Source organism: Nocardia sp. XZ_19_369, assembly GCF_015355715.1.
Lineage (GTDB): Bacteria > Actinomycetota > Actinomycetes > Mycobacteriales > Mycobacteriaceae > Nocardia.
On the sequence record NZ_JACVED010000001.1, the window covers coordinates 683,717 to 709,219 of the forward strand.

Here is a 25,503-nt window from a genome sequence, read left to right on the forward strand (position 1 = left end):
CGCAGCGTTCGCCGGCCTGGATGCCATCCGCTGCTTCGGTTTCGATGTGCTGGAGCCGAACCCGGTGCGCCGCAGGAAGATTCCCGGCGCGATTCGAGTTGGTGGCCGACTACTTTCGCGCGCGGTCGCGCGAGGCGGACGACGATGCGGACCGGGCGATCACGCATGCGGTCCGGCAATTGCGGCGTTCTGCGGGCAGGCGGCCGGTAGCGGAACTCGTCGCCGAAAGCGGCTGGAGTGCAAGGCATTTCCGGCGTCGGTTCGCCGAACAGGTCGGGCTGCCACCGAAGGACTACGGTTCGCTGCTGCGCTTCTCGGCCGCGCTCACCGCGCTGACGAACGAGCCGGCACGCGATATGAGCGTGCTCTCGGGCGATTTCGGCTACTACGACCAATCGCATCTGATCCGGGATTTCCAGCGCTTCGCCGGCGCACCGCCGGGGCGCCTGCTGGGGATGAGCGTGACCCATTCGTCCAATACCGCGGCGGCCGGCGCGACATAGCGTGCACGGACCTCGACCGCGAAGGATCAGCGCGATGTCCGCTTCACCGATCACCGTGCGGATGGCCGTCTTCGGCATCGGCATTCACGCGATCAACCATGTACTCGTCCTACTGTTCTCGCCGTTCAGCTGGAACGTCGGCACCGTTTTCCACCTCACCCACGGACCGATCTACGCCGCGCTCCTGGCGCCGATCCTGCGCGGCAAGAACTGGGCGCGGATCACCAGCACGGTGCTGCTCGGTGGCCAGTTCCTCGGACGGTTCGTGGTGTGGGTGATGTTTCCCAGCACCGGCGCGCACCTGGCGTTGATCGGCGGGTGGGCGCTGTCGGTGGTGGTGCTCACGCTGCTGTGGGTGCCCGGTTCGACGCGGCGGTACTTTCGGCGAAGCCGTGCGGAGAATCAGCGGGTCTAACTCTGCCGCGATTCCGCGGCGTCCACCACGGCGGCGGGCAGCGGGAAGTTCAGGTAGGACTTCGACGGTGTCGGGCCGCGCTGGCCCTGATACTTCGAACCCGCGGTGGCACTGCCATAGGGATGCTCGGCCGGACTGGTCAGCCGCAGCAGGCACAGCTGGCCGATCTTCATGCCGGGCCACAAGGTGATCGGCAGGTTCGCCACGTTCGACAGTTCGAGGGTGATGTGGCCGCTGAAGCCGGGATCGATGAAACCCGCGGTCGAATGGGTCAGCAGACCGAGCCTGCCGAGACTCGACTTGCCCTCCAGCCGGCCCGCCAGATCGTCCGGCAGCGTGCACACCTCGAGCGTGGAGCCCAGCACGAACTCGCCGGGGTGCAGCACGAACGGCTCGCCCGGGGCGGGCTCGACCAGGCTGGTCAGCTCGTCCTGGCGTTGCGCCGGGTCGATGTGGGTGTAGCGGGAGTTGTCGAACACCCGGAACATGCCGTCCAACCGCACGTCGATACTCGACGGCTGGATCAGGCTCGCCAGGAGCGGCTCGACGCCGAGACGCCCAGCGGCGATCTCCGCACGGATGTCGCGATCGGAAAGCAGCACGCCGAGCAGCGTAGCGCCTGCTGGTCCGGGCTCTTCAGGCGCACAGTGGCAGTGCGGTGTCAGTCGGTGCCGACCCGGTTCCTCAGCCGCCGCACAGCTTCGAGATGAGATCGTGGAAGGGTGACCACCAATTCCACACCGGGCCGGAGCTGGAACATGGTCCCGACGCTCGCCGTGCTCGCCGCGGTTCTCGCCGTTTTCGCCGTCGGACTGACCAGCAACGTCCTCGCGGAAAACGGCCTCACCGCGATCGACTCCCCGATCTCGGACTGGGCCGTCGCGCACCGCAACGGCACGCTCACGCCGCTCGCGATCACCGTCAGCTATCTCGGCGGCACCGTCGCGATGACCATCCTGGTGGTGCTCGCCGTCATCATTTACGGCCGGCGCGGACAGTGGCGGGAGGCCGGGCTGGTCATCTGCACCGGTCTCGGATCATGGGTACTGGTCGATGGCGGGAAGCACCTCATCGGACGGGAACGCCCACCCACGGTCAACCACGTCATCGTCAAGACGAACCTGGCGTATCCCTCGGGGCACAGTCTCGGATCGATGGCGGTGATCGGAATCCTCGCGGTCCTGCTGATCCCGCAGATACGCCGTCCTGCGATGCGATGGGTCGCTGGTGTCGCCGCCGTCGTCTTCGTTGCGGCGGTGGGGCTTTCCCGCATCTATCTCGGTGTGCACTGGCCTACCGATGTGCTCGGCGGCTGGGTGTTCGGTGCGCTCTTGGTCACCCTCTGCTTCGCCGGTTACCAGCATCTCGAACGGCGTCAGAACCTTGCAGCCACACAGCCACTCTCCGAAAGCCGCACCGGCTGACGACGAGCCGGTGCGAGGCCAGCCCGCGGGCACGCCGATGATCATCGGATCGCTGACTATCGTGGTTGCGTAGCGCCGACCACAGAGGGAGTTGATCGAGGGCTTGTCTTCACCCATTGGTGCGCACGTCCTCGTGGGCGGCGGGCTGATCAAGAAAGGGCTGCGCGAGGCGCGGGAGATCGGGGCCGAGGCGATCCAGTTCTTCGCGGGCAACCCGCGGGGCTGGAAGCAGCCGACCGTCGACCCGCACGACGCGGCGGCGTTCCGCACCGCCTGCGCGGATGCCGACCTGCCGGTGTTCGTGCACGCGCCGTATCTGCTGAATTTCGGCTCGCCGGACCCGGCCGTGCTGGAGAACTCCGCGCAGGCGCTCACCGTCATCATGCGGCGCGCCGGCCTGGTCGGCGCGGCGGCGGTCATCGTCCACGCGGGCTCGTCGGTGCGCCAAGAACTGCGCGAGCACGCATTAGGTCGCCTACCTCAACTCTTCGCCCCGCTGCTCGACGCCGCACCGCCCGGCGTGCGACTACTCATCGAGCCCACCTGCGGCGGCGGCGCGGCGCTGGCCTCGACCGTCGACAGCACCGTGGAGTACTTCGCCGCCCTCGACGACGAGCGGATCGGCCTGTGCATCGACACCTGCCACCTGCACGCGGCAGGTGAAGACATCACCACCGGCCTGCACGCCGTAGTCACGAAGCTGACGGACGCGATCGGCCCGCACCGGCTGGACCTGGTCCACGCCAACGACAGTCGCGACCCAGCAGGTTCACACCGCGACCGCCACGAAACCCTCGGCAAAGGCACCCTCGGCGAAGACGTCTTCCGCGCCCTGTTCACCATCCCCCAGCTCCACGACGTCCCCATCTTGGTCGAGACCGCGACCAACGGCGCCGACGTTGCGCTGTTGAAACGGCTGCGAGACGAAGTCCGGCAAGCACCGTCGCCCATTCCCGGCGACGGTTCGCCGAGCGTGTGACCCGTGCAGCCGGGTGCACGGCCGCAGCCGGTCGAATAAGGTCTTGGCGGCGAGGGGGTTTCGCGATGTGCCGTGCCCCCGTCGGAGCGGGTCGAGGAGGCGTCGTGGTGCTGGTGGACGGATCGGTCGAGCGCGGATTCGAGGCGGTGCGCGACGCATTCGCGCACGCACAAGCCGAGGACGAGGGTGCGGCGCAGCTCTGCGTCTATCGGAACGGCCGCGTTGTCGTCGATCTTTGGGCCGGGCAGGACCCGATCTCCGGAATGGTGTGGGACCAGGATTCGCTGTCGGTGCTCATGTCGGTGTCGAAGGGGGTAACCGCAACCTGCGTGCACATGCTCGTGGAACGCGGACAACTCGATCTCGACGCACCGGTCGGTGACTACTGGCCCGAGTTCGCGGCAAACGGCAAAGCCACCATCACCGTCGCCGAACTGCTGGCGCACCGCGCAGGCCTGGCCGGCTTCGACCCGGCGTCCGGAATCGGGGCCCAAGAGCTGACGGACTGGTCGCTGTGCACCTCGACCTTGGCGGCCATGACGCCGCTCTGGCAGCCCGGAACCGCGTTCTACTACCACTCCATCACCTGGGGATATTTGGCCGGTGAGCTGATCCGGCGGGTCACCGGCAAGAGCGTCGGCGATTTTCTCGCCGCGGAGATCGCCGGACCGCTCGGATTGAGCCTGTGGATCGGGCTGCCGGAAAACGAGGAGCACCGTGTCGTTCCCCAGTTCTCCCGCAAGGAACAGCCGAACGCCGCGCAGGTCGCCGCGGTACTGAGCGGGATGGGGATCGACGTCGACGCACCATTGATCCGGACGCTCCTCGCCGCCGTCGCGACCAGGGAAGACGGAGTCGCGCTGCTCAACACCCGCGCGGGGCACGCGGCCGAGGTACCCGCGGGCAACGCGATCGGCAACGCCCGCTCGCTGGCGCGGATGTACGCGGCGACCATCGGCGAGATCGATGGCGTCCGCCTGCTGAACGCCGCGACCGTCGATCGAGCACGGCAACCGCAAACCGACGGCCTGCGTGGTCCGGCGCCCTTGGACGTCCTGCCGGTAACCCACCGCTTCGCCAACGGCTATGAAATCCCCGGCCCCGCCCACGCCATGCTCGGCCCCGGATCCTTCGGCCACAACGGCACCGGCGGCCGAATCGCCTTCGCCCACCCCGAATCCGGCATCGCCCTCGCCTTCACCTGCACCCACATGATCTGGGACGATGTCCCAGGACCCGACCCGCGCTGGCTCCCCTGGATCGCGGCGCTGCACGAGGCGATCGCCTAGCGCGCAACGCCGAGTCATTCGGTCCTGCATGCCATCTGAGCTCCGGCCGCCGTCGTGCCGTATGGAATGCTGGCGAGCGTGCGCCTCTCGCTTCCGCTCATGGGCCCCTTCGCTCGCCAGCTCGGACACCCCTCGGGCCCGCTCGGACGCTTGATCACCAACGGGCTCAACGTCTTCAACAAAGCGGTGATGGCCGGCTCGATCGCCGCGCTCCAGGCCCAACCCGGCGACCAGGTCGCCGATATCGGTTTCGGCGGTGGCTACGGACTGCAAGCCCTGCTCGGCCAGGTCGGGCCGCACGGACACGTCTACGGCATCGACGTCTCGACCACCATGATCACCAAGGCGCACAAGCGATTCGAGGAATACCTCGCGAACGACCGCCTCCGCCTGATCGAAGCCTCGATGCGAGACCTGCCGATCGAGGCCGCCACCTTCGATGGCGTCGTCACCGTGAACACCATCTACTACATCGAGGACCAGGAACTAACGGAATCGTTCGCCGAGGTCGCCCGCGTGCTACGGCCTGGCGGCAAGTTTGTCGTCGGCGCCGCCGACTCGTCCTATATCGAGAGCACGCCGTGGCGGGACGGCCTCATCAAGCGATCACGAGCCGAGGTGGAGGCGATCATCGAGCAGGCAGGCTTCACGACGAGTGACCACCGGCGAGTTGGCGAGTCCGACCGCGCCTTCCACGTCTACGTGGCCGAGCGACCCAGTCCGTAGCATCTGACCAGGTCAGAGGCTTCTGCCAGGACTTTTCCCGGGCTGTGGAGGGTTCTGCTAAAGTCTCGGGAGTACCTTTTCCAGGTTCGCCGATGTAGTTCAATGGTAGAACTTCTGCTTCCCAAGCAGACAGCGCGGGTTCGATTCCCGTCATCGGCTCTACAACGATAGATGCCCTGGCCAGATGTTCTGGTGCGGGGCATTTTCTTTGTCTGTGGGGGCTCGGGCTCAGTACCGGAGGGGTAGTGGGGGTGGCTCGTTGGGGTGATGTGGGGCGGGGATCGGGGGGTCGACGATCTGGGCATGTTGATTCGTCGCACTGTGTTGGCTGTGGGTCTGGTCGTGGGGGTTTGTTCGGGGGCGGTGACTGCTTGTACGTCGGATGCTGAGCCTGCGTCTGCGGTGAGTTGGGCGCCGTGTTCGGAGAATGCCGAGTTCGACTGTGGCACAGTCACTGTGCCGGTCGACTGGGAGAAACCGGGCGGGGAGACGATCGGGATCGCGGTGGTGCGGGATCGGGCCGATGAGCCTTCGGCGAAGGTGGGGACGTTGGTTTCGTTGCCGGGTGGGCCGGGGACTTCGGGGGTGGATGAAATCTTGAAGGGGGGAAAGTTTTCGGCGGAGTTGCGGGGGCGGTTCGATATTGTGAGTCTTGATCCGCGGGGGGTGAAGCGGAGTCATCCGGTGCGGTGTGATGCGGGGTTGGCGGGGTATCGGCCGAATTTCGTGCCGGATTTGGGTGGGCGGATCGCTGAGGTGCATTCGTATGCAAGGGATCTCGCGGCGAGTTGCCGGCAGTACACCGGGGCGTTGATGGAGCATCTCGATGCGGCGAGTGTCGCGCGGGATGTGGAGGCGCTGCGGGTGGCGGTCGGGGTGGACCAGATCAGTATCTACAGCAGGTCTTACGGGACGATGCCCGCGCAGTCGTATGCGGAGTTGTTTCCGAAACGCCTGCGCGCCTTGCTGATGGACAGCGTGGACGACCACAGTTTGGATGGGCGGGCGTTCATGAACAGTGAGGCACGGGCGGCCAAGGATGCTTACGGTGAGTTCGCGGCGTGGTGTGCCAGGGAGGTGCAGTGTGTCCTGCATGGTGCGGATGTCGATCAGATCTTCGGCGAGGTGTACGCCAAGTCGGCCCGTGGCGAACTACGCGACCTGGCTGACGCGAACAAGCAACTAGGCCCGTTCGATCTGAACGCACAGGTCATTCAACGGCTCTATCGGCCCGAATGGTCCAAGCTGGCAACGGATCTGCGGGCGTTGGTCGACCAGCCCGCCGCGAGTCCACTGCCGCCCAGTACCCCGCAACAGCAAGGTCAGGCCGTTCCGATGGCGCAGGTCATCCTCTGCTCCGACTGGCGTTTCGACATCGCCGACCAGGACCGGTGGAATCAGCTGTGGCAGGAACAGACGGCGAACGCCGCCCCGCTGCGCGCTCACTTCGCTTGGGGCGCAGGCGCTTTGTGCTCCGGGTGGCCCATCGCACCGGCGAACCCGGCGCACCTCCCGCAGATCGCGGACGGCCCACCGCTTCTCATCATGAACTCACTGCACGACCCGTCGACGCCGCACGAATGGGCATTGGGTGTCGCGAAGAACACTCCGAACTCCACTCTGCTGACCTATGAAGGTTGGGGCCACGGCGTTTACGACCGCTCCCCCTGCACCACCAGCGCCGCCGACCGATACCTCATCGACTTGACGATCCCGCAAACCCGCTGTCCCGCAGCCTGATCGAGCGCCAGGTACCGCTACGGCGTGACAGCCAGCCGCCAGAGCGAGGTGACTTCCGCGGCACGGGCGGCATACAACGGGTCGGTGGTGTCCTTGGCACGCGGGTGCTGCGGAGTGGTGTCGGTCTTATCGATGACGTGCAGACCGGCACCCTCGATCAGGGCCAGCAGGTCGTCTCGGGTACGCAACCCGAGATGCTCGGCAAGGTCGGACAGAATGAGCCAACCTTCACCGCCCGGCTCGAGATGAGCGGCCAAACCGGTCAGGAAACCGCGAAGCATCGCACTGTCCTGGTCGTACACCCCGTGCTCGATGGCGGAGGTCGGTCGAGCCGGCAGCCACGGCGGATTGCAGACGATGAGGTCGGCGCGACCGTCCGGAAAAAGCGTGGGGCCAACGATGGAGACGGAGCGGGCCAGGTCCAGCCGGTCGATATTCTCGCGGGCACAGGCCAGCGCGCGTGGACTGTCGTCGGTGGCCACGACACGGCCGACACCGCGGTGGGCCAGCAGCGCGGCCAGCACTCCGGTCCCGGTGCCGAGATCGAACGCGGTACGCACGTCGCCGGTGAGCGGGGCCTGCGCGACCAGCTCGATGTATTCCCCACGGATCGGCGAGAACACGCCGTAATGCGGGTAGATGGTGGCGTCGAGCGCGGGGATCCGCACACCCTTCTCTCGCCACTGGGCCGCACCGAGCACGCCGAGCAGCTCGGTGAGCGCGATGAGCATCGGCCCTTCCGACGGCCCGTACACGTCGTCACAGACTTTGCGCACGTCGGGAGCGCGGCGCAGCGCGAGCGTGTGGTCTTGTTCGAGTTGGACGACCAGCTTGCCGAGCACCCGCGCGCGATGGTTGCGCGCCCTGCGCTGCAACCGGAACGACTCGGCCGGACTATCGCCTGGCCCAGGCGCTTTTCGGTCGACCCGGCGGCCCATCGCCTGGAGCAGTTGGCGGGCATTGTGGTAGTCGCCGCGCCACAGCAGCGCCGTGCCCTCACAGGCCAGGCGGTACGCGGTCTCGGCGGTCATCCGATCGTCGGCCACCACGATCCGGGTCGGGGCCGGTGTCGCGCTTTCGGAATGCCAGGGGGCCGATCGCTCGGTATCGGCTTCGGTCCAGGTCATCGTGGACATCGGCGGCTCCTCGTTGTCGAACATGCACGGGCACGGAGTGCACCGCGACGAGGAGTTGTCGAGCTCGGTCGTTCCTACCGCGTCGCAGTGCCCACGGCCATGCTCGACCCTTCCGAATAGATGCATCTCATTTTCCCATACCCGCCCGGCACCGGCGTGACCAGGGCCGATCGCCGCATCGACGGCAAGCTAGCTGGCCTCGGCGCGCAACCGACGGAATCTGCTGCCATGGAAGACGAGCGGGTCGACATCGGTGCGGGTGGCGATGCGGTGGATCCGCAGGATGACGACCGCATGGTCGCCCGCGGGCACCTGAGCCTCCGGCACACCCTCGATCCACGCGGACGCACCGTCGATGAAGATCGCCTCACCGGTGCCGCGATGCAGTTCGGTACCGCGGAATCGGTCGCCGTTGCGGGCGCCGAGCGAACGGGCCGCGTCCTGCTGATCGGTGCCGAGCAGGCTCAACCCGAGATGGCCGGCGGCGGCCAGTTTCGGCCAGGTCGACGAGGAGTTCTGCACGCAGAACGACACCAGCGGCGGATCGAGCGAGACCGGAACGAACGTGCTCACCGCGAGACCGTGTGGGGTTCCGTCGATTTCGGCGCACACCGCGACCACGCCGCTGGGGAAGTTGGCGAAGGCGCGGCGCAATCCGCCACCGTCGGCCGGGAATTCGAAGAGCTCATGCATGATCGGGCACCCCCGCGGTGACGGCCAGCGCGCGGGCGACCGGCCGCCATCGTTCGCTGTAGGCATCGATCACGCCGTCCTCGAGGAAGGTCCGATCCGACAGGTACAGCCCGGGCAGCGCGGCGGTAGCGCCGAGCTCGACGAGCACGGGCTTGAGCAGCAGATCCGGTGCCAGCGCGTGGGCGGGTCCGGCGCCGAGCATCACCGGAACGGCCAGGACCCCCGCCAGCCCGGTGCCGCCGTCGAACTGCTCCAGGAACAGTTTCAACAGGCCGGTGTAGGTGGCTTTGAACGTCGGGCTCGCGAACACCACCAGCTCCGAATCGGCGACCGTGCGCACCGCCGCCGCGACGCCCGGATCGCCCCAGCCGAGCAGGGCGGCGCCGAAATCGACCAGGTCGACCACGGCGGGCTCCGCGTCGGGACGCAGCCCCTTCGCGACCAGTGTGGCCGCCGTCAACGTGCGCGAGGCGGGCTTCGGATTGCCGACTACGACCGTCACTGTCACTTTCGTATCCTTTTCGATCACGTGCTGGTTCGACCGGCAAGCCGGTCAGATCACGCCGTGCAACGGTGGCGCGGTACCGTGCAGCAGCGCACGGCCGAGGTGCTGGTACTTCCAGCGGATCGGGTCGTGCAGGGTGTGCGTGCGCGCGTTGCGCCAGAAGTGGTGCAGATTGAGATCGGTAGCGGCACTTCGGGTTCCCCCCACTTCGAACAGCGCGCTCGACACCTCGTTGGCCGCCCGATCGGCCAGCACCTTCGCTGCGGCAACCGCCAGCGAGGCGCGAGCGGCGCCCTCCTCTTGCTCGATATCTACCACTGTGCCACTCGATTCGACGCCGTCAATCCCCCCATCGGGTGGTAATGCACGGCTCTGCCCGGTGGCCGCGTCGACGGCCTCGCCCGCGGCGGCGAGTGTCGCCTCGGCAGCGGTGACCACGACGGAAAGCTCGCCGAAGCGCTGGATCAGCAGCGGATCGTCGACGGCATGGGCGACACCGGCCTCGAACCAGGGACGACTGGTGGTGCGCACGAATTCCGTTGCGGCCGTCAGCGCGCCACGAGCGATTCCCGCGTCGATGGCGGCGTGCAGCAGTTGCGCGAACGCACCGTAGCCGGTGGGCGCCTGCACGGCGGCGGAGCGGCGGATGAGCTGGTCCCGCTCGACCAGCACCTCCTCGAACGACACCGTTCCGCTGCCGGTGGTGCGCTGGCCGATACCGTTCCAGTCATCGATGATGCGCACGCCCGGCGTATCGGCAGGCAGGTAGGCGATGTACTCCCCCGGCTCCAGGCCGCTGCGCCCGTCGGGATCATCGAGCTTTGTGAGCACGGCGAGCACATTCGCGAAAAGTGAACCGGTGCAATAGAACTTACGCCCGTCGACGCGGAACCCGCTGCCCGCAGGCCGCAGCGTGGTGCTGATGTCGGCAAGGGTGGCGCCGCCGCGCTCGGACTGCGCGTTGGCGATCCGTGCACCGTCGAGTACCTGCCCGAAGTAGCGTTGCCGCTGTGCCGCGGAACCCGCCAAGCGCACCAGATTCACGTAAACGAAGTGACTGTGCGGGATCTGCGCGATGTTCGGGTCGGCGGTCGCGAGAATCCGCACCACCTCCGCCACGGCGCTCGGCGGCAGGTCCGCGCCACCGTACTCGGCGGGCACGGTGACGGCGAGCAGCCCGCTGGCCGCGAGCCGCTGCACCTCGGGATGCGGCAGTATCCGGCCGCGGTCGCGCGCGGCGGCTCCCGAGGCGAAGTCCGCCGCGAGGTGTTCGGCGACCGAAAAAGCCTGCGCGGCCGAGGTTATGCGATCGGCCGCGAGAGCGACGCCCCCGATGTCCGCGGCCGCGGATGACCACGCAGCAGTCCGGGAGCGCCGCCCATCGGAGACGGTCATCAGCCCACCGCCGCGACCGGACGCCGCGCGGCCTCCAGTTCGCGAACCAGCGGAAGGACTTTCGCGCCGAAGTACTCGACTTCCTCCTGGAAGTGCAGGAAGCCGCCCAGGATCAGGTCGACACCGAGCTCGCGGTAGGCGACGATCCGCTCGGCCACCTGCTCCGGCGTGCCGATCAGCTTCGTACGGAAGCCGTCGTTGTACTGCACGAGGTCCTCGAACGAGGAGTCGGCCCACATGCCCTTGCCATCCTTGGTGGACGCGCCCGCCTGCTGCACCGCGTCCCGGAACCCTTGCACCGCAGGCTTGTTCGCCTTCTCGATGATCTCGCGCAGCGTGTCCTGCGCCTCTTTCTCGGTGTCGCGGGCAATGATGAAACCGTTGAGGCCGAACTTCACTTCCCGATCGTTGGCCCGCGCGATGCCACGCAGGTCGTCGAGCTGCTCGGTGACGCCGTCGAAGTCCTTGCCGTTGGAGAAGTACCAGTCGGCGTAGCGGCCACCGTTGCGGCGAGCCGCGGTCGAGTTACCGCCCTGGAACAGTTCGGGATTCGGGCGCTCGGGGGTGTTGAGCGGCTTGGGCTTCAGCGTGAAGTCGCGGATCCGGTAGAAGTCGCCGCCGTAGTTCACGTTGTCCTCGGTCCAGATCTTGCGGATCACCTCGAGGAACTCGGCGCTGCGCCGGTACCTTTCGTCATGCTCGAGCCAGGGCTCCCCGAGCGCGGTGAATTCGCCGGCGAACCAACCGGACACGACGTTGATGGCGAAGCGGCCGTTGGAGAGATGGTCGGCAGTGGCGCCGAACTTCGCCAGCACCGCCGGATGCCAGAGGCCGGGGTGGATGGCCGCGATGACCTTCAGGCGCTCGGTCGCGCCGAGCAGCGCCAGGCTGAACGAGGTCGACTCGTGCTGGAACTCCGCGCCGTAGGAGGCGGTGTAGCGCACCTGCGACAGCGCGTAGTCGAAACCATTGTTCTCGGCGGTCTGGGCCAGCTTCTTGTTGTACTCGAAGTCCCAGCCGGTGCGCTGTTCGATGTCGCTGGTGACCAGTCCCCCGCTGACATTGGGCACCCAGTAGGCGAATTTGATCTGTTCGGCGATCTGCTCCGTGGTCATAGCTGCTCCAGGGGGTCGGGGGGTAGCCGTCGAGCTCCTCCCACTCCAGCATCGCGACCCGACCGGCACGAGGGTTTGAATCTGTGCGATCGGATCGCGGTGCTGGTGTGCGGGGTCTCAGGCGTTGGTGAGGGCTTCGGCGAAGGTGGACCTGGCGAACTTCCCGGCCGGTGCGAAGCGCCCGAGCAGGGCCGTCGCGTCTTCGCCGGTGACGCGGGTGATGAAGGCGTTGGCCGCGTCGAGCGAGTCGACCTCGAGGAACGGCTGCGGGTGATGCAGCAGGCCGACGAGCGCGGCGGCGAACTTCGGGTGGACGGCGGCCGCCGCGAACAGCTGGTTGCCGATCTCGGCGAGCTCCGGGTCGCTCAGGAACAGCCGGGTGACCTTGTTGGCGGCGTCGCCGCGCACGGCGAGGAACGTCGCGTACTGCTCGGCGATCCAGGCTTCGTCGAACGGGCCGTCGTGCACCGCGGCGGCCGCGACCAGCCGCTGCGCCTGGATCAGCCCGCTCTGCGCGCCCTGGCCCGCGATCGGGTCGTACGCGGCCGAGCTGTCACCGAGCGAGGCCACCACGTGGCCGCCCGCGGTGTGCCCGACGCCGGCCCGGACCACCGGCCGCACCGCGCCTTTCAGCCAGGAATGCGGGTCCTCGGCGATCACCTGGGTGGCCAGCACCTCGGGCAGATCCCAATCGATGAAGTCGCGGTACAGATCCTGCACGATCCGGTGCGCGGCCTCGGCGGAATCCGCTGCGGCGAAACGGGTTTCCCACTCGCTGCCCGGCCTGGCCCAGCCGAGGAACGCCCAGCTCGGACCCGCGTCCTTGTGCAGGTAGGGGCCCCACCAGGCCTCGCCCTGCTCGGCCAGGATGGAGAAGCCGCTGTGTGCGCCGCCTGCCGGGCTGCGGTGCGCGAAAACATCCTTGCCGTAGCCGATTCCGGTCACGGTGACCGTCAGTAGCGAGCGCTGCGGGGCGTCGTAAGGGGTTCGGGCCTGGTCGATCGGGAACAGGTCGGACAGTCCGCCACGGCCGGTGGCGACCAGGGTCAGAGCGTTGGCCGCGGCGATCGTGTCGAGGGTTTCGGGTGTCACCTGCTCGACGACGAAACGGCCGCCGCGTTCCTGGAAGGCGGTGAGTCGTTCGTCGGCCTTCAAGCGGGTATCGACCGCGATGCCGACGTAACCGTCGAAATTGCCGTCGAATTGGATCAGTTCGGCGCCGCCCCCGGCGATTCGAACACTGAGCCCGGTGTGCCGCGGCGCTCGGCCGGTGTAGGTGTCCAGCCCGAGCGCGGATTCGGCCTGCTGGGTCACTCCGAATTCGAGCGCGGTGCCGGTGGCGGGGACATCGTCGCGCAGGCTTCGCTGATCGCGGTCGCTGTAGAGGGTGACGTCGAACCCGGCGTCGAGCAAGCCCAGTGCCGCAGTGACGCCGGTTTGGCCGGCACCGATTACCGCGGCCGAACGGGTGGAACGGGGAACGGAATTCTGCGTTGTCATGTTCGGATCATCCGGGGTGTGACGCGCCCCTCGTGAGTGTTGCGATCAGCGAGAATCAATGAGCAGACAGGAGTTTTGCCTGGCGTACCATTCGGGCCATGTCGTTCACCGTTGCCGACCTGACCGGAGACCGCACCGAGCAGTACCGCCAGCTCGCCGCGCAGGCCGAAGCGCTGGTGGCGGGCGAGCAGGACCGTGTCGCCAACGCCGCCAATCTCGCGTCGCTGGTATTCCACGCGCTGCCCGAACTTAATTGGGTCGGGTTCTACTTCTACGACGGACACGAACTGGTGGTCGGCCCATTCCAGGGCAAACCCGCGTGCGTGCGCATCCCCATCGGAAAAGGCGTCTGCGGTACCGCGGCACGGTCCAGGGAAACGCAACTCGTGCCGGATGTGCACGCGTTCCCCGGCCATATCGCCTGCGACGCCGAGACACGTTCGGAAGTCGTTATTCCATTGGTGCACAACGGCGAACTCATCGGAGTGTTCGACCTCGACAGTCCGAAGCCGGAGCGGTTCGATGAAATCGACCAGCGCGGGCTGGAGTCCGTTGCGCAGGCGTTCATCGATTCCCTCTAGGTGCTCGCCCGGCGAACACCTTTGTGTTCGCCGGGCTCGAACATTTACGAACTCGGTGCGGCGACAGCCACCCCCGGGCGTGCGACCTCGTCGGGTAGCACGGTGGAGCCCGGTGCGCCCACCCGGTAACGGGCCCCGCGATGCTCGTCCGGCAGCCGGTCGCCCGCTTCGAACAACGCGTTGCGCAGGGTTCCCGGGACGTACTCGGTGGTGTACGCGCCACGTTCGGTCAGCACCGGAACAACGTGGCGGACAATATCTTCGAAGGATCCCGGCGTAATGGCGTAGGCGAGATTGAAACCGTCGAGATCGGTGTCCTCGACCCACTCCTGGAGACGGTCCGCGACCGTGGCGCCGGAACCGACGAACACCGGCCCCATGCCGCCGATCCCAGCCCACCGTCCGATATCGCGCACCGTCCACTCGCGACCGTCGTCGTCGAACTCCTGGAAGGCAGCGACGGCGGATTGGATGGCGTTGCTCTGCACTTGGCCGATGGGATCGTCCAGGTCATAACCGGACAGGTCGATGCCCATCCAGCCGGACATGAAGACGAGGCCACCCTCGATGCTGGCGTAGGACAGGTATTCCTCGTGTTTGCGCTGTGCCGCCTCGTCGGTGGCGTCGGTGATGATGGTCGCCAGCGCGTAGATCCTGGCCGAGTACGGGTCGCGGCCCGCCTCCCGCAGCGCCGCGCGGATTCGGGAAACCGTCTGCGCGAGTAGTCGTTTCGACGGTGCGGCGATGAAGATGGCCTCGGCGTTCTCCGCGGCGAACCGTACGCCGCGCGTCGAAGCACCCGCCTGGTAGATCACCGGCGTGCGCTGCGGTGAGGGCTCCGAGAGATGGATGCCCGGCACGGTGAAGTGCTTGCCCTGATGGCCGATGTGGTGCACCTTCGCCGGATCGACGTAGACGCCCTGCGCGGCGTCGCGAACCACCGCGTCGTCCTCCCACGAGCCTTCCCACAGCTTGTACAGCACCTCCAGGTATTCGTCGGCCTGGTTGTAGCGCTCGTCGTGGTCGAGCTGGTCGTCGGCGCCGAAATTCCTTGCCGCCGAGGGCAAGTAGCCGGTGACCACGTTCCAGCCGATGCGTCCGTTGGTCAGGTGGTCGAGGGTGGAGAGCCTGCGGGCGAAGGGGAAGGGATGCTCGAAACCGGTGCCGGTGGTGATGCCGAACCCGAGGTGCTCGGTGACCGCGGCCATGGCGGAGACCAGCAGCAGTGGGTCGGCCACCGGGATCTGCGCGCCCTGCCGCAGCGCCGCGATGTCGTTGCCGCCGTACACGTCGTAGGTGCCGAGTACGTCGGCGATGAAGATGCCGTCGAACCGCCCCTGCTCCAGCAGCTTCGCCAGATCGGTCCAGTAGCTCAGTTCCTTGTACCGATGCGACTGGTCGTCCGGATGCCGCCACAGGCCGGGCGATTGGTGGGCGACGCAGTTCATGTCGAAGGCGTTGAAGCGAATTCGGCGGGTCACTGCGCCGCTCCCGTCGCGGGCTTGTGTTCGCCCGCGCTCCAGGCGAACGGCAGGTCGGTGCCGTTCAGCAGGTAATCGCCTATTGCCCTCGCCTTTTGGATCGCCGGGTTGTGCACCGAGATGGTGCGGGCGTTGCGCCAGTGCCGGTCCAGCCGCTGCCGTTCCGAGACCACCGAGGCACCGCCGACTTCGAAGAGCAACGTGGTGGCGGGCAATACCAGATCGATCACCGCGAGCTGGGCCTGCGCGGCGGCGAGTTCGGCTGCCACCAAGGACTTCTCGTCCTGCGCGCCGCTGGCCAGCACCTCGTCGAGGACGTCGGCTACGGCGAGCACGCTTGCCTTGGCGGCGAACGCGGCGGCCGACAGGCGTCCGATCACCTGCTGCACCAAGGGATCCTGGCGCGGAATGCCCGCGGCCGAGTGCGAGTAGCTTCGGGTGCGGCCCGCCACCCACTCCCTGGCATCCAGCTCGGCGCGCTGTGCGATACCGGCGAGCACCGCCAGCTGGACCAGTTGCAGATAGGAGGTCGCGTAGGTCGGGCCGGGAGCGCCGTAGCCGGGGCCGAGGATGCGGTCGTCGGCCACCACGACATCGGTGAACTCCGTTGTGCCGCTGGCGGTCAGCCGCTGCCCGAAGCCGTCCCAGTCGTCGTGCTGCCGCACGCCATCGGCGTTCGCGTCAACGAGCACACCCACCCGCTCGCCGTCGCGATCCGCCGCGACCAGGATGTAGTCCGCGTACAGGGAGCCGGTGCTGTAGTACTTCACGCCGTTGAGCAGCCAGCGGTCGCCATCCCTGGTCAGCCGGGTGCGGTAGCGGTCGACCGCGCCGACCCCCGGCTCGGTGATTGCATTGCCGACCAGCGTGCTCGTCGCCGTCCGCAGCCACTGCTCGCGGGCGGGTCCCGGCTCGGCGAGCAGGTGATCCTCGACGAACGAGAAGTGCACGCGCAGCGCCTGCGGCAGGTTCGATTCGGCCGCCGCCAGCTCGATCAGCAGCCGGAACAGCTGCCGCACGCTGACGCCGTACCCGCCGAACTCGACCGGCACCCGCAATGCCCCGAACTTCGCCTCGCGCAGCCAGCCGACCTCCTCGAACGGCAGCCGACGATCGATCTCCCGCGCCACCGCGCCCTGCGCTATGCGCTCGAAGATCGGTCCGAAGACCGCATCCAGTTCGGAATCTGTGGCGGATTTGGCCTCGATGGATGTCATCACCCCACGATGGCGCAGCAAGGGGGCCGGCTCACGGGTTGCGCGCACCGCGATCCGAAATGGTGGGCGGCGGTAGTTGTCGGTGCGGCTCGCTACAGTCGCCACGTGGCTGGATCGCAATACTCGTTCACGGCAGAGGTATGGGAACACGCAGGCCAGGGGTCCTGGCATTTCATTTCGCTGCCCGCGGAGGTCGCCGACGAGATCGAGGAGCGGTACGCCCACCGGGCAGGCGGGTTCGGCTCGGTCCGCGTGCACGTCACCATCGGCGCCAGCCGCTGGTCGACCTCGCTGTTCCCGGACAAGTCTCGCGCCACCTACATACTGCCGGTGAAGAAGGCGGTCCGCAGCGCCGAGGATCTCGGCGCCGGCTCGCGGGCTCGGATCGAATTGGTCGTCGCGATCTGAGGTGGTTCAGCGCGGGGCGGACATGCACTCGGACGCGATCCGGGTCCGCGCGGTGCGGGCCTTTTCGGCGTCCTCCTTGTTCATGCCCAGAGTTTCCTGATCGGCCGCCTTCGTGTCGTACTCGTCGCTGATCAGAACGCGCAGGCCGTCCTGCGAGATGCCCTGTTCGACAAAGAGTTTCGCGGCACAGTCGGCGAGCTGCTGACTCTTGAGGCCCTTGGCCTGCAGGGACTTGGCGAGGTCCGCCTGCGTCACCGTCGGCGCTGCCGCCGCCTTGTCGTTGCCGCATGCCGCGAGCACCGGCAGCGCGATGAGCGCCGCGGCGATCAGGGAGATCCGCACCTGAATCCCAATCTGTCGAAATGGCCACCGTCGTGGAATGGACGCCGTGGGGACGTCGGCCCCGATGGTACCGATCGGGTCAGAACCCTACGTGCACAACGCGTTGCGGGACCATGTCCAAGCCCTCAGAGATCCATCGCCGCCCGCAGCGCGGTATCCAGGCGTTCCAGCGTCTCGGATTCCATCTCGTCGACGCGTTCGGCGAGCCAGCCGCGGAAGATGCGGCCGATGTTCCCGGCGTGCACCCAGCCGTACTGCTGCACCGGTACCGCCAGGATGTCCTGGGGATCGTCCTGGACCACCTCGGCGGCGATCAGCCACGGCCTCGGCGACTCGTTGATGCCGTCACTGCTGATGAGCACGACCGTGCGACGACGCGGCGAACCATGCGGGTTGTAGATCCACAGTTCACCCCGCCGCACGCATCGCCTCCTCGGCGGCGGCCATTTCGGCCGCGTCCGCGGCGGCCTGAGCCGTCACATCCGGTACCGGACCGCACCCGGTGCGCACGGCCTCACGCCGCGCGGCCTTGGAAATCCACGCCGAGGGCGACATGCCCGCGCGGGCCGCGGCCTGCTCGGCGAAGGACCAGGCGGCCTCATCCAGCGAAAGGGTGACCTTACGCGTTGCCATACCAATTATCGTACCGACTTTTCGCGCCACTGCCAGCGGAAATTGTCCGGTTCCAGGCAGCGGACCGGCAACTGATGGCTAGTGACTGCTGTTACTGTGGGCGCCTGAATACGCGGAGAGGCGGAAGAGCATGACGATGTTGAATCATCATCGGACCGGCTCGGGTGAGCCACTCGTTCTGGTGCACGGCATCGGCAGCCGGTGGCAGGTATGGGAGCCGATCATCGATGCGCTCGCCGAGTCGTTCGACGTGATCGCCGTCGATCTGCCCGGGTTCGCCGGTTCGGCGCCGCTCGCCACCACCACCGTGGACACCCTCACCGACGCACTCGCCGAATTCCTTGCCGCACAGGGCATCGAGCGGCCGCACCTGGCAGGCAATTCGATGGGCGGGTTGATCACGCTGAATCTCGGCGCCCGCGGGCTCGCCCGCTCCGTCACCGCCTTTTCACCGATCGCGTTCTGGGACAACGCCGGTCGCGTCTGGTGCCAGCAGTCGCTGGGCAAGTCGCGCATGCTCGCGGGCAGGTTGAAGCCCGCGCTGCCGACGATCCTCGGCACCGCCGCAGGGCGCACCGCCTTCCTGAGTTTGGTCTTCGGCAAGCCATGGGCCGTCGACGCGCAAGTGGCCGTCGATACCGCGAACGGGGCAGCCGACGCACCGGGTTTCGAACCGGCGCTCGCTTCGTTCACCGACGCGAAGCTGATCGAAACCGGCTGTCTCGCAGACATTCCCGTTACCATCGCCTGGGGCAATCGCGACATCCTGCTGACCTACCGAACCCAGAGCCGCCGCGCCCGCGCGCTGCTGCCGCAGGCCGAGCACGTCACGTTGCACGGCAGTGGGCACACACCGTTCTACGACGATCCCACCGCGTGCGCGCGAGCGGTGCTCGACACCATCGCCAGGAAGTAACCGCTACTCCGCGCTCCGCCGCGGCTCGGTCAGCGTGTCGGGATGTGCCTTGCCGAGCAGGATGCGTACCGCATTCCGCCAGCGGTGCTGGATGATTCGGTTCCGATCCACCTCGCCGGTCAGCAGCACGCGCAAGGCGAGACCGGTCATGATCTCGATGGTGAACTCGGTGATCGTAGGCACCCGAGGGTCATCCGGGAACTCCGCGCGGAAGACGTCGCGAATGCTGGTGTGCATCAACTCGAACAGCCGATGCTCCAGGGGCAGGAAGGCGGCGAGCAGCTCGGGGTCGGTGCGCGCACCCACCCACATTTCCAGCGCGGCCCAGAACGACGGCCCGCTGAGCATTCGCATGGTCAGCTCGACGGCCGTCTCCAACCGATCGGCCGTCGCCGGAATATCCTCGAATTCCTTTGTCAGCTGGTCGAATCGGCGGGCGGCGAGATGCTCGACCGCACCGGCGAGCAGATCGGCCTTGGTCGGAAAATGATGCTGCAGCGTGCCGCGCGGCACGCCGGCCCGCTTCTGCACCTCCAGCGTGGTGGTGCCCGCGTAACCGACCTCGATCAGGCTCTCCACCGCCGCGTCCAGGAGCCGCGTGCGCATGCGCGCGCGGCGCTGCGCCTGCGTCTCCCGGACGCGTTCTCCCGAGGTGGTCAGCGTCCCTGCCATTGCGGTTCGCGCTTCTGCGCGAAGGCGAGCGCGCCCTCGGCGGCGTCCTTGGAAAACAGTGCGGGCAAGGCGATCTCGCCCTGCTTGGCGAACGCGTCGGCCATCGGCCAGTCCGGCGACTCGTCGATGATCCGCTTGCTCGCGGCGACGGCGAGCGGTGCGGCGGTGGCGATTTCGGCGGCCAGCTCGAGCGCGACGGCCAATGCGGCGCCGGGCTCGGCGATCCGATTGACCAGACCCAGCTGATACAGCCGTTCGGCGCCGATCCGCCCGCCGGTCAGCGCGAGCTCGGCGGCCATGCTGCGCGGCAGCCGCTGGGTCAGGCGCAGCACGCCACCACCCGCGGCGACCAAGCCGCGCTTGACTTCCGGGATGCCGAACTGTGCGTTACTGGCGGCGACGATGAGGTCACCGGAGAGCGCCAACTCGAAACCGCCGGCCAGCGCGAAGCCCTCGACGGCCGAGATCATCGGCTTCACCGGAGGTTTCGCGGCGATGCCCAGCGGGCCACGCCGCTGCGTCATCGGCATCTCGCCCTTCGACGCGGCGACGAGATCCATTCCCGCACTGAAGGTGCCACCCGCGCCGGTGAGCACGAGCACCCGGGCCGCATCGTCGGCCTCGAACTCGTCGACGGCGTTCTCGATGGCCTGCGCGGTCGCCAGGTTGATCGCGTTGCGGGCCTCGGGACGGTTGACGGTCAGCACGGTGATGGCGTCGCGCCGTTCGACCAGGATCAGGTCGGATCCACCCGCGTCCCGCGTCGAGTCGCCCTGCGATGCTGCGGTCATTTGACGGTCCTCTCGATGAGCGTCAGCTTGTCTGTTGCGGTGATGTCGGCGGCAACGCCGAGCGGGTCGCCCTCGTCGAACGCGGCGACGGTCTCGGCGTCGGACGCCCGGATCAGTATGCGGGCGCCGGTCGGCGTCACAGCGCTGACCACGACCGCCTCGGGCTCGTCGGCGTGCTCCGGCGCGGGGCCTTTGCGGTAGGCGACGGTGTACGACTCGACGGTCGCGGGCCCGGTGTAGCCGGGCGCGGCCTCCCGTCTGGCGGCAGGCACCTGCGCCTCGATCGAACGGAACAGCCGCGCAGGCGGTTCCGCCGAGTAGACGCCGACACCGTGCTTGGTGATGTACCAACCGAGCGCGGTCGCCAGGCCGTACGCACTCGGGTCCTCGCGCAACAGGCCGACCAGAGTCGCGATCGAATGAGTGGCGTAATTGTTGCCGGGCCCGCCCCCGAAGGTGAGCCCGCCGGTGACCGACAGCGGCCGCTCCGGATCGTCGATCGGCAGCCCGAGCGCCTCGGCGGCGACCTGGACCGCGACCGGGAAGCACGAGTACAGGTCGATGTGCGCGACGTCATCGATGCCGATGCCCGCGGCGCCCAGGGCGGCCTGTCCGGCGGCTGCGATGGCGGGTGAGGCGGCCAGGTCCGCGCGTTCGGAGACGAACCATTCGTCGGTGGCGGTGGCGCCGCCGTGCGGGAACACCCACCGGTCCCGCGGCACCCCGGCCGCGGTCGCGGCGGCCGCGCTGCACACGATCAGCCCCGCACCTTGATTCACCGAAAGGTTCGCGATGAGCAGCTTCGGATACGGCGTAGACACCATGCGATTCGCGGGCGTCGGCGTCACCAGATCGGCGGCCGTCTGCGGCGTGGGCTGCCAGGCATAGGGATTGCGCGCGGCGACCTCGGACAAGCGCGACCAGAGGCCGCCGATGCGCGCGCGATGCTCGTCCTCGCTCAGGCCGAGCCGACCGCGCAGCGCGGTTTCCATCAGGGCGTAAAAGTACACCGGCCCCCACAGCCCAGCCGCGGTCTCCATATCGGAGTTGGGCGCGCGATCCGAGCCGATGAGTTCGGTCGGCTGCACGTCGTCGGACTGTTCCGGCCAATCCAGCGGGGCACCCGTGCGAGTGGCGGCATTCCAGGCGGCCACCGCCTCGGCGCCGGTGATCAGCGCGATATCGGACTGCCCGTCGGCGATCGCCTGGGCGACCGTGTTGAGCAGCCGCTGCGGTGCGTCGCCGCCGAAACGCACGGACTGCACCGTCCGCTTCGGCGATGCGCCGAGTTCCGTGGCGACCAGTGCGCCCAGATCCGCGTACGGCCTGCTGACCGGGGCCGCCGCCGCGATCAGATCGGCGGACCGGAGCAGCCGATCGCCGGTGCCGCTGTCGGTGCCCGCGCGGCGCAGCGATTCGGCGGCGAGCTCGACCGGGCCCGGCAGGCCCGGCTCGCCGCTCCGGTGCACGACCTGTCCGGCACCGACCAGCACCGGCGTCCGGGGATCCATTCCCGCTGGCAGCATTGTTCCTCCGATGGTCTTGCGGGGCGTCGAGCGTGCCGCGATCGGGCACAATCGACGCGGATACCGTCAGCATTGACGGTAACTTGCGTTCGATTAGAGCAGAGACCGAACGGCCGGGCAATGGCCCCTACCATTGAACTGACTCGCGGGTAAGATCCGGGAATGGGCACCAACATCGCGCTGCGCTTCGACGGCGACCGCGCCTACGTCACCCTCGACCGGCCGGACAAGCACAACGGCCTCACCATCGACATGCTCCGGGACCTGATCGACACCGCGCACACCATCGCGGACCGGGCCGACGTGCGCGCCGTCATCCTGTCCGGCAACGGCCCGAGCTTCAGCAGCGGCCTGGACATCGCCAAAGCCACCGGTGACCCGCTGTCCATCGTGCGCAGTTTCGTCCCACTGCCGTGGCGCGGCACCAACACCTTCCAAGAGGCCTGCTGGGCGTGGCGGCGGTTGCGGGTGCCGGTGATCGCCGCGGTGCACGGCCGCTGCTACGGCGGCGGACTGCAGCTCGCGCTGGCCGCCGACTTCCGCTTCGCCACCCCCGACTCGGAGTTCTCCGTGATGGAGGTCAAGCACGGTCTGGTGCCCGACATGACCGGCGCGGCCACCCTGTCCCGGCTGATCGGCGTCGACAAGGCGCTGCTGCTCGCCATGACCGCGGACACGGTCGACGCCGCCTACGCCGAGCGCATCGGCCTGGTCACCGAGGTCACCGCGGACCCGGTCGCCGCCGCGGAGAAACTCGCCGACCGCATCGCGACCCGCTCGCCGCACGCCGTCGCTGGCGCCAAGCGGCTGTTCGACAAGGCCTGGGAGGCCTCGACACGCCGCACGTTCGCGCTGGAACGCGCGACGCAGCTGCCGTTGATCATTCGGCTGGCCACGACGGGGAGCAAATCCAAGAAAAAGTAATGCTCAGAGCTCTTTTTTGAGCTACGCGCCATAATTTCGACAACTGCGCTGCTAGCATTTCCCAAGGATTTGCCAGCCAGTCGAATTGTGGTGCGTTACACACCGCGAGGGGTCTGTGTATCGCGGGAAGTCTGTGTGTCGCATCGCGCTCGGCGTGATACGGAGGGCTCACAGACCTTGACCAGAACGGCATCCATCTTGCTATCGGCGCTGGCGGGTGCTTCGGCCTTGCTTATCAGTGCTGCCACCCCGGCCACCGCCAACCCGAACACCATCAACCCCATTCCGGTACTCAATGGCAGCACCGGCCTGCCCCACCTGCATGGCCGAACCAAAGCCGTGTTCCAGATGACCGGCATGGCCAGCCCGAACAACACCCAGGCCTACAACGTGCTCGGCACCGACCTCGGCATCATGTGGGACAACGGCAACGGCGAGTTGCTGACAGCGTTCGGCGACACCGCCGGCCTCGGATTTCCGAATCTGCTGGCGGGCAGTATGTGGTCGTGGCGCTCCAATATTCTGATGCGCAGCCACACCCAGCACCCGGCGGGCGGGATTTACTTCGACAGTGTCGTCCGCGATGTATTCGGACAGGCGCGCGATCTGATCCCCAGCCCGAAGATCCCGTTCCTGGAGATCAGCCGCATCCCGACCGCGGGCATCTCGGTGGGCGGGGTGCAATTCATGAGCCTCATGTCCGTGCGGAGCTGGGACGATGTCGGTCAATGGAGCACCAATTTCTCCGGGCTCGCCGCATCCGGCGACAACGGCGAAACCTGGGGTGAATTGCCCGCCACCCGGCGCCCGGACGAGGGCGGCAACAGCAACTTCCAGATGAACGCCTTCCTCAAGGACGGCGGCTTCGTCTACGAGTACGGCACCCCGTCCGGTCGCAACCAGGCCGCGTTCGTGGCCCGGGTGCCGGAGGCCGAGATCACCGATCTCGGTGCGTACGAATACTGGGACGGCGAAGGGTGGCGACGCGGCGACGTCAATGCCGCGGCACCGATCATGTGGGGCGTCGGCGAACTGTCGGTGATGTACAACGCGTATCTGGGCCAGTACATCTCGCTCACCACCGACCCGTTCAACTCGGTGGTGATGCGGCGCGCGCCCGCACCGACCGGTCCGTGGAGTGAGCCCGAGGTGTTGATCGACACCAGGGAGCTGCCGAGCGCGTACGCGCCGTCGATCTTCCCGTACCAGACCGGACGTGATCTGTACTACCTCACCACCGTGCACAGTCAGTACAACGTGCTGCTCATGCGCACAACGCTGTAAGGGTTTCCCGCACCCGGTTCCGCGCGATCCGGCACGACCTTGACCTCAACAAGACTTCACGTATGAGGCTCGGTGGTGTCGGATCGTCGTCTGCAGGAGGAACCATGGAAACCGTCGCACCCGTGCGGGAATGGCTCAGCGTCACCGCACATCCGGTCATCGATACCGATCCCGGCTACACCGGTCCGGACCTCGATCCGCTGATCGATCGGCTCGGTTCGGCGACCGTGGTCGGGCTGGGTGAGTCGACGCGATTCTCCCGGCAGATCTACGGGGTGCAGGAGCGCGTGTTCCGGGCGCTGGTCGAGCGACACGGCTTCCGCGGCTTGGCCATTCAGGACAGCGCGCGGTCCGGCGAGCGGTGGGATCAGTATGTGCGCACCGGTGCAGGCGATCCCGAAACGGTGCTGACCGGCTCGTGGCGGCCGTGGCGGACGACGGAAACCATTGCGGCACTGGAGTGGATCCGCGCGTTCAACCAGGACCATCCCGACGATCCGGTGCGGATATTCGGCGTGCAGCCGCCGAGTGCGGAGCCCGCGGACTACGACGTCGTGCTCGAGCACGTGCGCCGCGTCGCACCGGATCGACTGGCCGACATCGAGGTTCACCTCACGCCGATCCGTACCGCGCATCAGGTGGACGAACACGTTCAGCGCCATCAGGGCACTCACCCGGGTCGCCCGTTCGCCGAGCACGCGCGAGAGGCGGTTGCGCTGCTCGAAACCTTGTCGGCCACACCGGAATCCGTTCGCGCGCACGCACGGTTGATACTCGACTTCCATGAGAACAGCGTCGCCGGGCAGGGTGGATTCGCCGGCGACGAGCGGCTTGCGGGCGAGCGGGTCATCGATTGGCAGCGCCGCAGCGGAGCGAAGATCGTCTACTGGGACGGCATCGCGCACACCACGAATCTCGGGATACGAATGGGGACAGCGGAATTCCGGGGTGTCGGCACTTATCTGCACAACGAGTTCGGCCGCGATTACGTCTCGGTGGCTCTCGGCTTCCACCACGGCGACCTCGGCATGGCTACAGCGCCCGAACCGCGGCCCGATCTGCTGGACGCGACGCTCGGCTCGGTCGATCTGCCCGCCTACTTCGTCGACCTCCGCGACGACGCGCCGGAGGCGGTTCGCGAGTGGTTCCGCGGCCCGGCGAAGGTCCGCGTCATCAGCGGCATCTACGACCCGGCCCAGGACGACACCGCCAACCTCAGCCTCGACTCGTTGTCCGACGCCTTCGACGTGCTGGTGCACGTCCGGGAAACCTCGCCGGTGCACTGGCTGCCGATCGAGGATCAATAGA

At 67.6% G+C, this 25,503-nt stretch carries 28 protein-coding genes and 1 tRNA gene; 14 read left to right on the forward strand and 15 right to left on the reverse strand.

All coding sequences use genetic code 11. The annotated features are described in order from the left end of the window. Positions 1–101: 101 nt before the first annotated feature. Together IBX18_RS03160 and IBX18_RS03165 are read left to right on the forward strand one after the other, a co-directional pair. Positions 102–503 (forward strand): helix-turn-helix domain-containing protein, encoded by a 402-nt coding sequence (locus IBX18_RS03160; RefSeq protein ID WP_306796164.1) that lies wholly within the window; start codon positions 102–104, stop codon positions 501–503. Between the two features lie 34 nt (positions 504–537). Further along, positions 538–918: a hypothetical protein gene (locus IBX18_RS03165; RefSeq protein WP_194832232.1), complete on the forward strand. Its 381-nt coding sequence runs from the start codon at positions 538–540 to the stop codon at positions 916–918. Here IBX18_RS03165 and dcd read toward each other — a convergent pair. Next, entirely contained in the window at positions 915–1,520 is a 606-nt protein-coding gene (dcd, locus tag IBX18_RS03170) for a dCTP deaminase (RefSeq protein ID WP_107653218.1), read from the reverse strand. The genes IBX18_RS03165 and dcd overlap by 4 nt on opposite strands. Positions 1,521–1,640: 120 nt before the next feature. Here dcd and IBX18_RS03175 point away from each other — a divergent pair, with 120 nt between their 5' ends. The 6 genes from IBX18_RS03175 to IBX18_RS03200 all read left to right on the forward strand — a co-directional run bounded on the left by IBX18_RS03175 (position 1,641) and on the right by IBX18_RS03200 (position 7,076). Further along, on the forward strand, positions 1,641–2,342 hold the full coding sequence (locus tag IBX18_RS03175) for a phosphatase PAP2 family protein (RefSeq protein WP_194832233.1): 702 nt from the start codon (positions 1,641–1,643) through the stop codon (positions 2,340–2,342). Positions 2,343–2,445: 103 nt separating this feature from the next. Next, complete coding sequence (locus IBX18_RS03180; RefSeq protein ID WP_194832234.1) at positions 2,446–3,321, forward strand: deoxyribonuclease IV; 876 nt, start codon at positions 2,446–2,448, stop codon at positions 3,319–3,321. 104 nt (positions 3,322–3,425) lie between these two features. Next, the gene (locus IBX18_RS03185; protein ID WP_306796104.1) at positions 3,426–4,610 is read left to right on the forward strand and encodes a serine hydrolase domain-containing protein; all 1,185 of its coding nucleotides are present in this window, start codon (positions 3,426–3,428) and stop codon (positions 4,608–4,610) included. 78 nt (positions 4,611–4,688) lie between these two features. Further along, entirely contained in the window at positions 4,689–5,336 is a 648-nt protein-coding gene (locus tag IBX18_RS03190; protein ID WP_194832235.1) for a class I SAM-dependent methyltransferase, read from the forward strand. A gap of 88 nt (positions 5,337–5,424) precedes the next feature. Then, positions 5,425–5,495, forward strand: a tRNA-Gly gene (locus IBX18_RS03195). Positions 5,496–5,639: 144 nt separating this feature from the next. Further along, on the forward strand, positions 5,640–7,076 hold the full coding sequence (locus IBX18_RS03200; protein WP_228540277.1) for an alpha/beta hydrolase: 1,437 nt from the start codon (positions 5,640–5,642) through the stop codon (positions 7,074–7,076). 17 nt (positions 7,077–7,093) lie between these two features. On the opposite strand, the gene IBX18_RS03205 is transcribed toward IBX18_RS03200, so the two are convergent. The 6 genes from IBX18_RS03205 to IBX18_RS03230 all read right to left on the reverse strand — a co-directional run bounded on the left by IBX18_RS03205 (position 7,094) and on the right by IBX18_RS03230 (position 13,420). Then, entirely contained in the window at positions 7,094–8,212 is a 1,119-nt protein-coding gene (locus tag IBX18_RS03205) for a class I SAM-dependent methyltransferase (protein WP_194832237.1), read from the reverse strand. Between the two features lie 189 nt (positions 8,213–8,401). Further along, complete coding sequence (locus IBX18_RS03210; RefSeq protein ID WP_135233902.1) at positions 8,402–8,905, reverse strand: flavin reductase family protein; 504 nt, start codon at positions 8,903–8,905, stop codon at positions 8,402–8,404. Continuing rightward, positions 8,898–9,413, reverse strand: coding sequence for an NADPH-dependent FMN reductase (locus IBX18_RS03215; RefSeq protein WP_194832238.1), 516 nt, complete (start codon positions 9,411–9,413; stop codon positions 8,898–8,900). The genes IBX18_RS03210 and IBX18_RS03215 overlap by 8 nt, the downstream gene beginning before the upstream one ends. Positions 9,414–9,458: 45 nt before the next feature. Continuing rightward, a complete protein-coding gene (locus IBX18_RS03220; protein WP_194832239.1) occupies positions 9,459–10,805 on the reverse strand; it encodes an acyl-CoA dehydrogenase family protein in 1,347 nt (448 codons plus the stop codon). Beyond that, positions 10,805–11,920 (reverse strand): dimethylsulfone monooxygenase SfnG, encoded by a 1,116-nt coding sequence (sfnG, locus tag IBX18_RS03225; RefSeq protein WP_194832240.1) that lies wholly within the window; start codon positions 11,918–11,920, stop codon positions 10,805–10,807. The genes IBX18_RS03220 and sfnG overlap by 1 nt, the downstream gene beginning before the upstream one ends. Before the next feature lie 117 nt (positions 11,921–12,037). Then, positions 12,038–13,420, reverse strand: a complete 1,383-nt coding sequence (locus IBX18_RS03230) for a styrene monooxygenase/indole monooxygenase family protein (protein WP_194832241.1) — start codon at positions 13,418–13,420, stop codon at positions 12,038–12,040. 98 nt (positions 13,421–13,518) lie between these two features. Here IBX18_RS03230 and IBX18_RS03235 point away from each other — a divergent pair, with 98 nt between their 5' ends. Beyond that, positions 13,519–14,001, forward strand: a complete 483-nt coding sequence (locus tag IBX18_RS03235) for a GAF domain-containing protein (protein ID WP_194832242.1) — start codon at positions 13,519–13,521, stop codon at positions 13,999–14,001. 44 nt (positions 14,002–14,045) lie between these two features. On the opposite strand, the gene IBX18_RS03240 is transcribed toward IBX18_RS03235, so the two are convergent. Together IBX18_RS03240 and IBX18_RS03245 are read right to left on the reverse strand one after the other, a co-directional pair. Beyond that, positions 14,046–15,482: an LLM class flavin-dependent oxidoreductase gene (locus IBX18_RS03240; protein WP_194832243.1), complete on the reverse strand. Its 1,437-nt coding sequence runs from the start codon at positions 15,480–15,482 to the stop codon at positions 14,046–14,048. Then, positions 15,479–16,699 (reverse strand): acyl-CoA dehydrogenase family protein, encoded by a 1,221-nt coding sequence (locus IBX18_RS03245; RefSeq protein WP_194832244.1) that lies wholly within the window; start codon positions 16,697–16,699, stop codon positions 15,479–15,481. The genes IBX18_RS03240 and IBX18_RS03245 overlap by 4 nt, the downstream gene beginning before the upstream one ends. 105 nt (positions 16,700–16,804) lie before the next feature. Between IBX18_RS03245 and IBX18_RS42765 the strand changes: the two genes are divergently transcribed. Further along, positions 16,805–17,107: a DUF1905 domain-containing protein gene (locus IBX18_RS42765; protein ID WP_306796105.1), complete on the forward strand. Its 303-nt coding sequence runs from the start codon at positions 16,805–16,807 to the stop codon at positions 17,105–17,107. A 6-nt stretch (positions 17,108–17,113) separates the two neighbouring features. Here the strand turns inward: IBX18_RS42765 and IBX18_RS03255 are convergent, their stop codons facing one another. The 3 genes from IBX18_RS03255 to IBX18_RS03265 all read right to left on the reverse strand — a co-directional run bounded on the left by IBX18_RS03255 (position 17,114) and on the right by IBX18_RS03265 (position 18,082). Then, on the reverse strand, positions 17,114–17,449 hold the full coding sequence (locus tag IBX18_RS03255; RefSeq protein ID WP_135233909.1) for a hypothetical protein: 336 nt from the start codon (positions 17,447–17,449) through the stop codon (positions 17,114–17,116). 125 nt (positions 17,450–17,574) lie between these two features. Further along, entirely contained in the window at positions 17,575–17,871 is a 297-nt protein-coding gene (locus tag IBX18_RS03260; protein ID WP_194832246.1) for a hypothetical protein, read from the reverse strand. Continuing rightward, positions 17,858–18,082, reverse strand: a complete 225-nt coding sequence (locus tag IBX18_RS03265; RefSeq protein ID WP_107653235.1) for a hypothetical protein — start codon at positions 18,080–18,082, stop codon at positions 17,858–17,860. The genes IBX18_RS03260 and IBX18_RS03265 overlap by 14 nt, the downstream gene beginning before the upstream one ends. Before the next feature lie 130 nt (positions 18,083–18,212). Here IBX18_RS03265 and IBX18_RS03270 point away from each other — a divergent pair, with 130 nt between their 5' ends. Continuing rightward, positions 18,213–18,998, forward strand: a complete 786-nt coding sequence (locus tag IBX18_RS03270) for an alpha/beta fold hydrolase (RefSeq protein WP_194832247.1) — start codon at positions 18,213–18,215, stop codon at positions 18,996–18,998. A 3-nt stretch (positions 18,999–19,001) separates the two neighbouring features. On the opposite strand, the gene IBX18_RS03275 is transcribed toward IBX18_RS03270, so the two are convergent. From IBX18_RS03275 to IBX18_RS03285, 3 genes are read right to left on the reverse strand one after another with little or no spacing between them, the layout of a single operon-like run. Then, positions 19,002–19,670 carry a TetR/AcrR family transcriptional regulator gene (locus IBX18_RS03275; protein ID WP_194832248.1) on the reverse strand — a complete coding sequence of 223 codons (669 nt, stop codon included), beginning with the start codon at positions 19,668–19,670 and terminating at the stop codon, positions 19,002–19,004. After that, on the reverse strand, positions 19,655–20,461 hold the full coding sequence (locus IBX18_RS03280; RefSeq protein WP_194832249.1) for a crotonase/enoyl-CoA hydratase family protein: 807 nt from the start codon (positions 20,459–20,461) through the stop codon (positions 19,655–19,657). The genes IBX18_RS03275 and IBX18_RS03280 overlap by 16 nt, the downstream gene beginning before the upstream one ends. Beyond that, positions 20,458–21,987 (reverse strand): acetyl-CoA acetyltransferase, encoded by a 1,530-nt coding sequence (locus IBX18_RS03285; RefSeq protein ID WP_194832250.1) that lies wholly within the window; start codon positions 21,985–21,987, stop codon positions 20,458–20,460. The genes IBX18_RS03280 and IBX18_RS03285 overlap by 4 nt, the downstream gene beginning before the upstream one ends. A 162-nt stretch (positions 21,988–22,149) precedes the next feature. On the opposite strand from IBX18_RS03285, the gene IBX18_RS03290 reads away from it, so the two are divergent. The 3 genes from IBX18_RS03290 (at position 22,150) to IBX18_RS03300 (ending at position 25,502) form a co-directional block, all read left to right on the forward strand. Then, positions 22,150–22,911, forward strand: coding sequence for a crotonase/enoyl-CoA hydratase family protein (locus IBX18_RS03290; protein ID WP_194832251.1), 762 nt, complete (start codon positions 22,150–22,152; stop codon positions 22,909–22,911). Positions 22,912–23,088: 177 nt separating this feature from the next. Continuing rightward, entirely contained in the window at positions 23,089–24,195 is a 1,107-nt protein-coding gene (locus IBX18_RS03295) for a DUF4185 domain-containing protein (protein WP_194832252.1), read from the forward strand. Between the two features lie 104 nt (positions 24,196–24,299). After that, positions 24,300–25,502: an erythromycin esterase family protein gene (locus tag IBX18_RS03300; RefSeq protein WP_194832253.1), complete on the forward strand. Its 1,203-nt coding sequence runs from the start codon at positions 24,300–24,302 to the stop codon at positions 25,500–25,502. The last annotated feature ends 1 nt before the right edge of the window (position 25,503 follow it).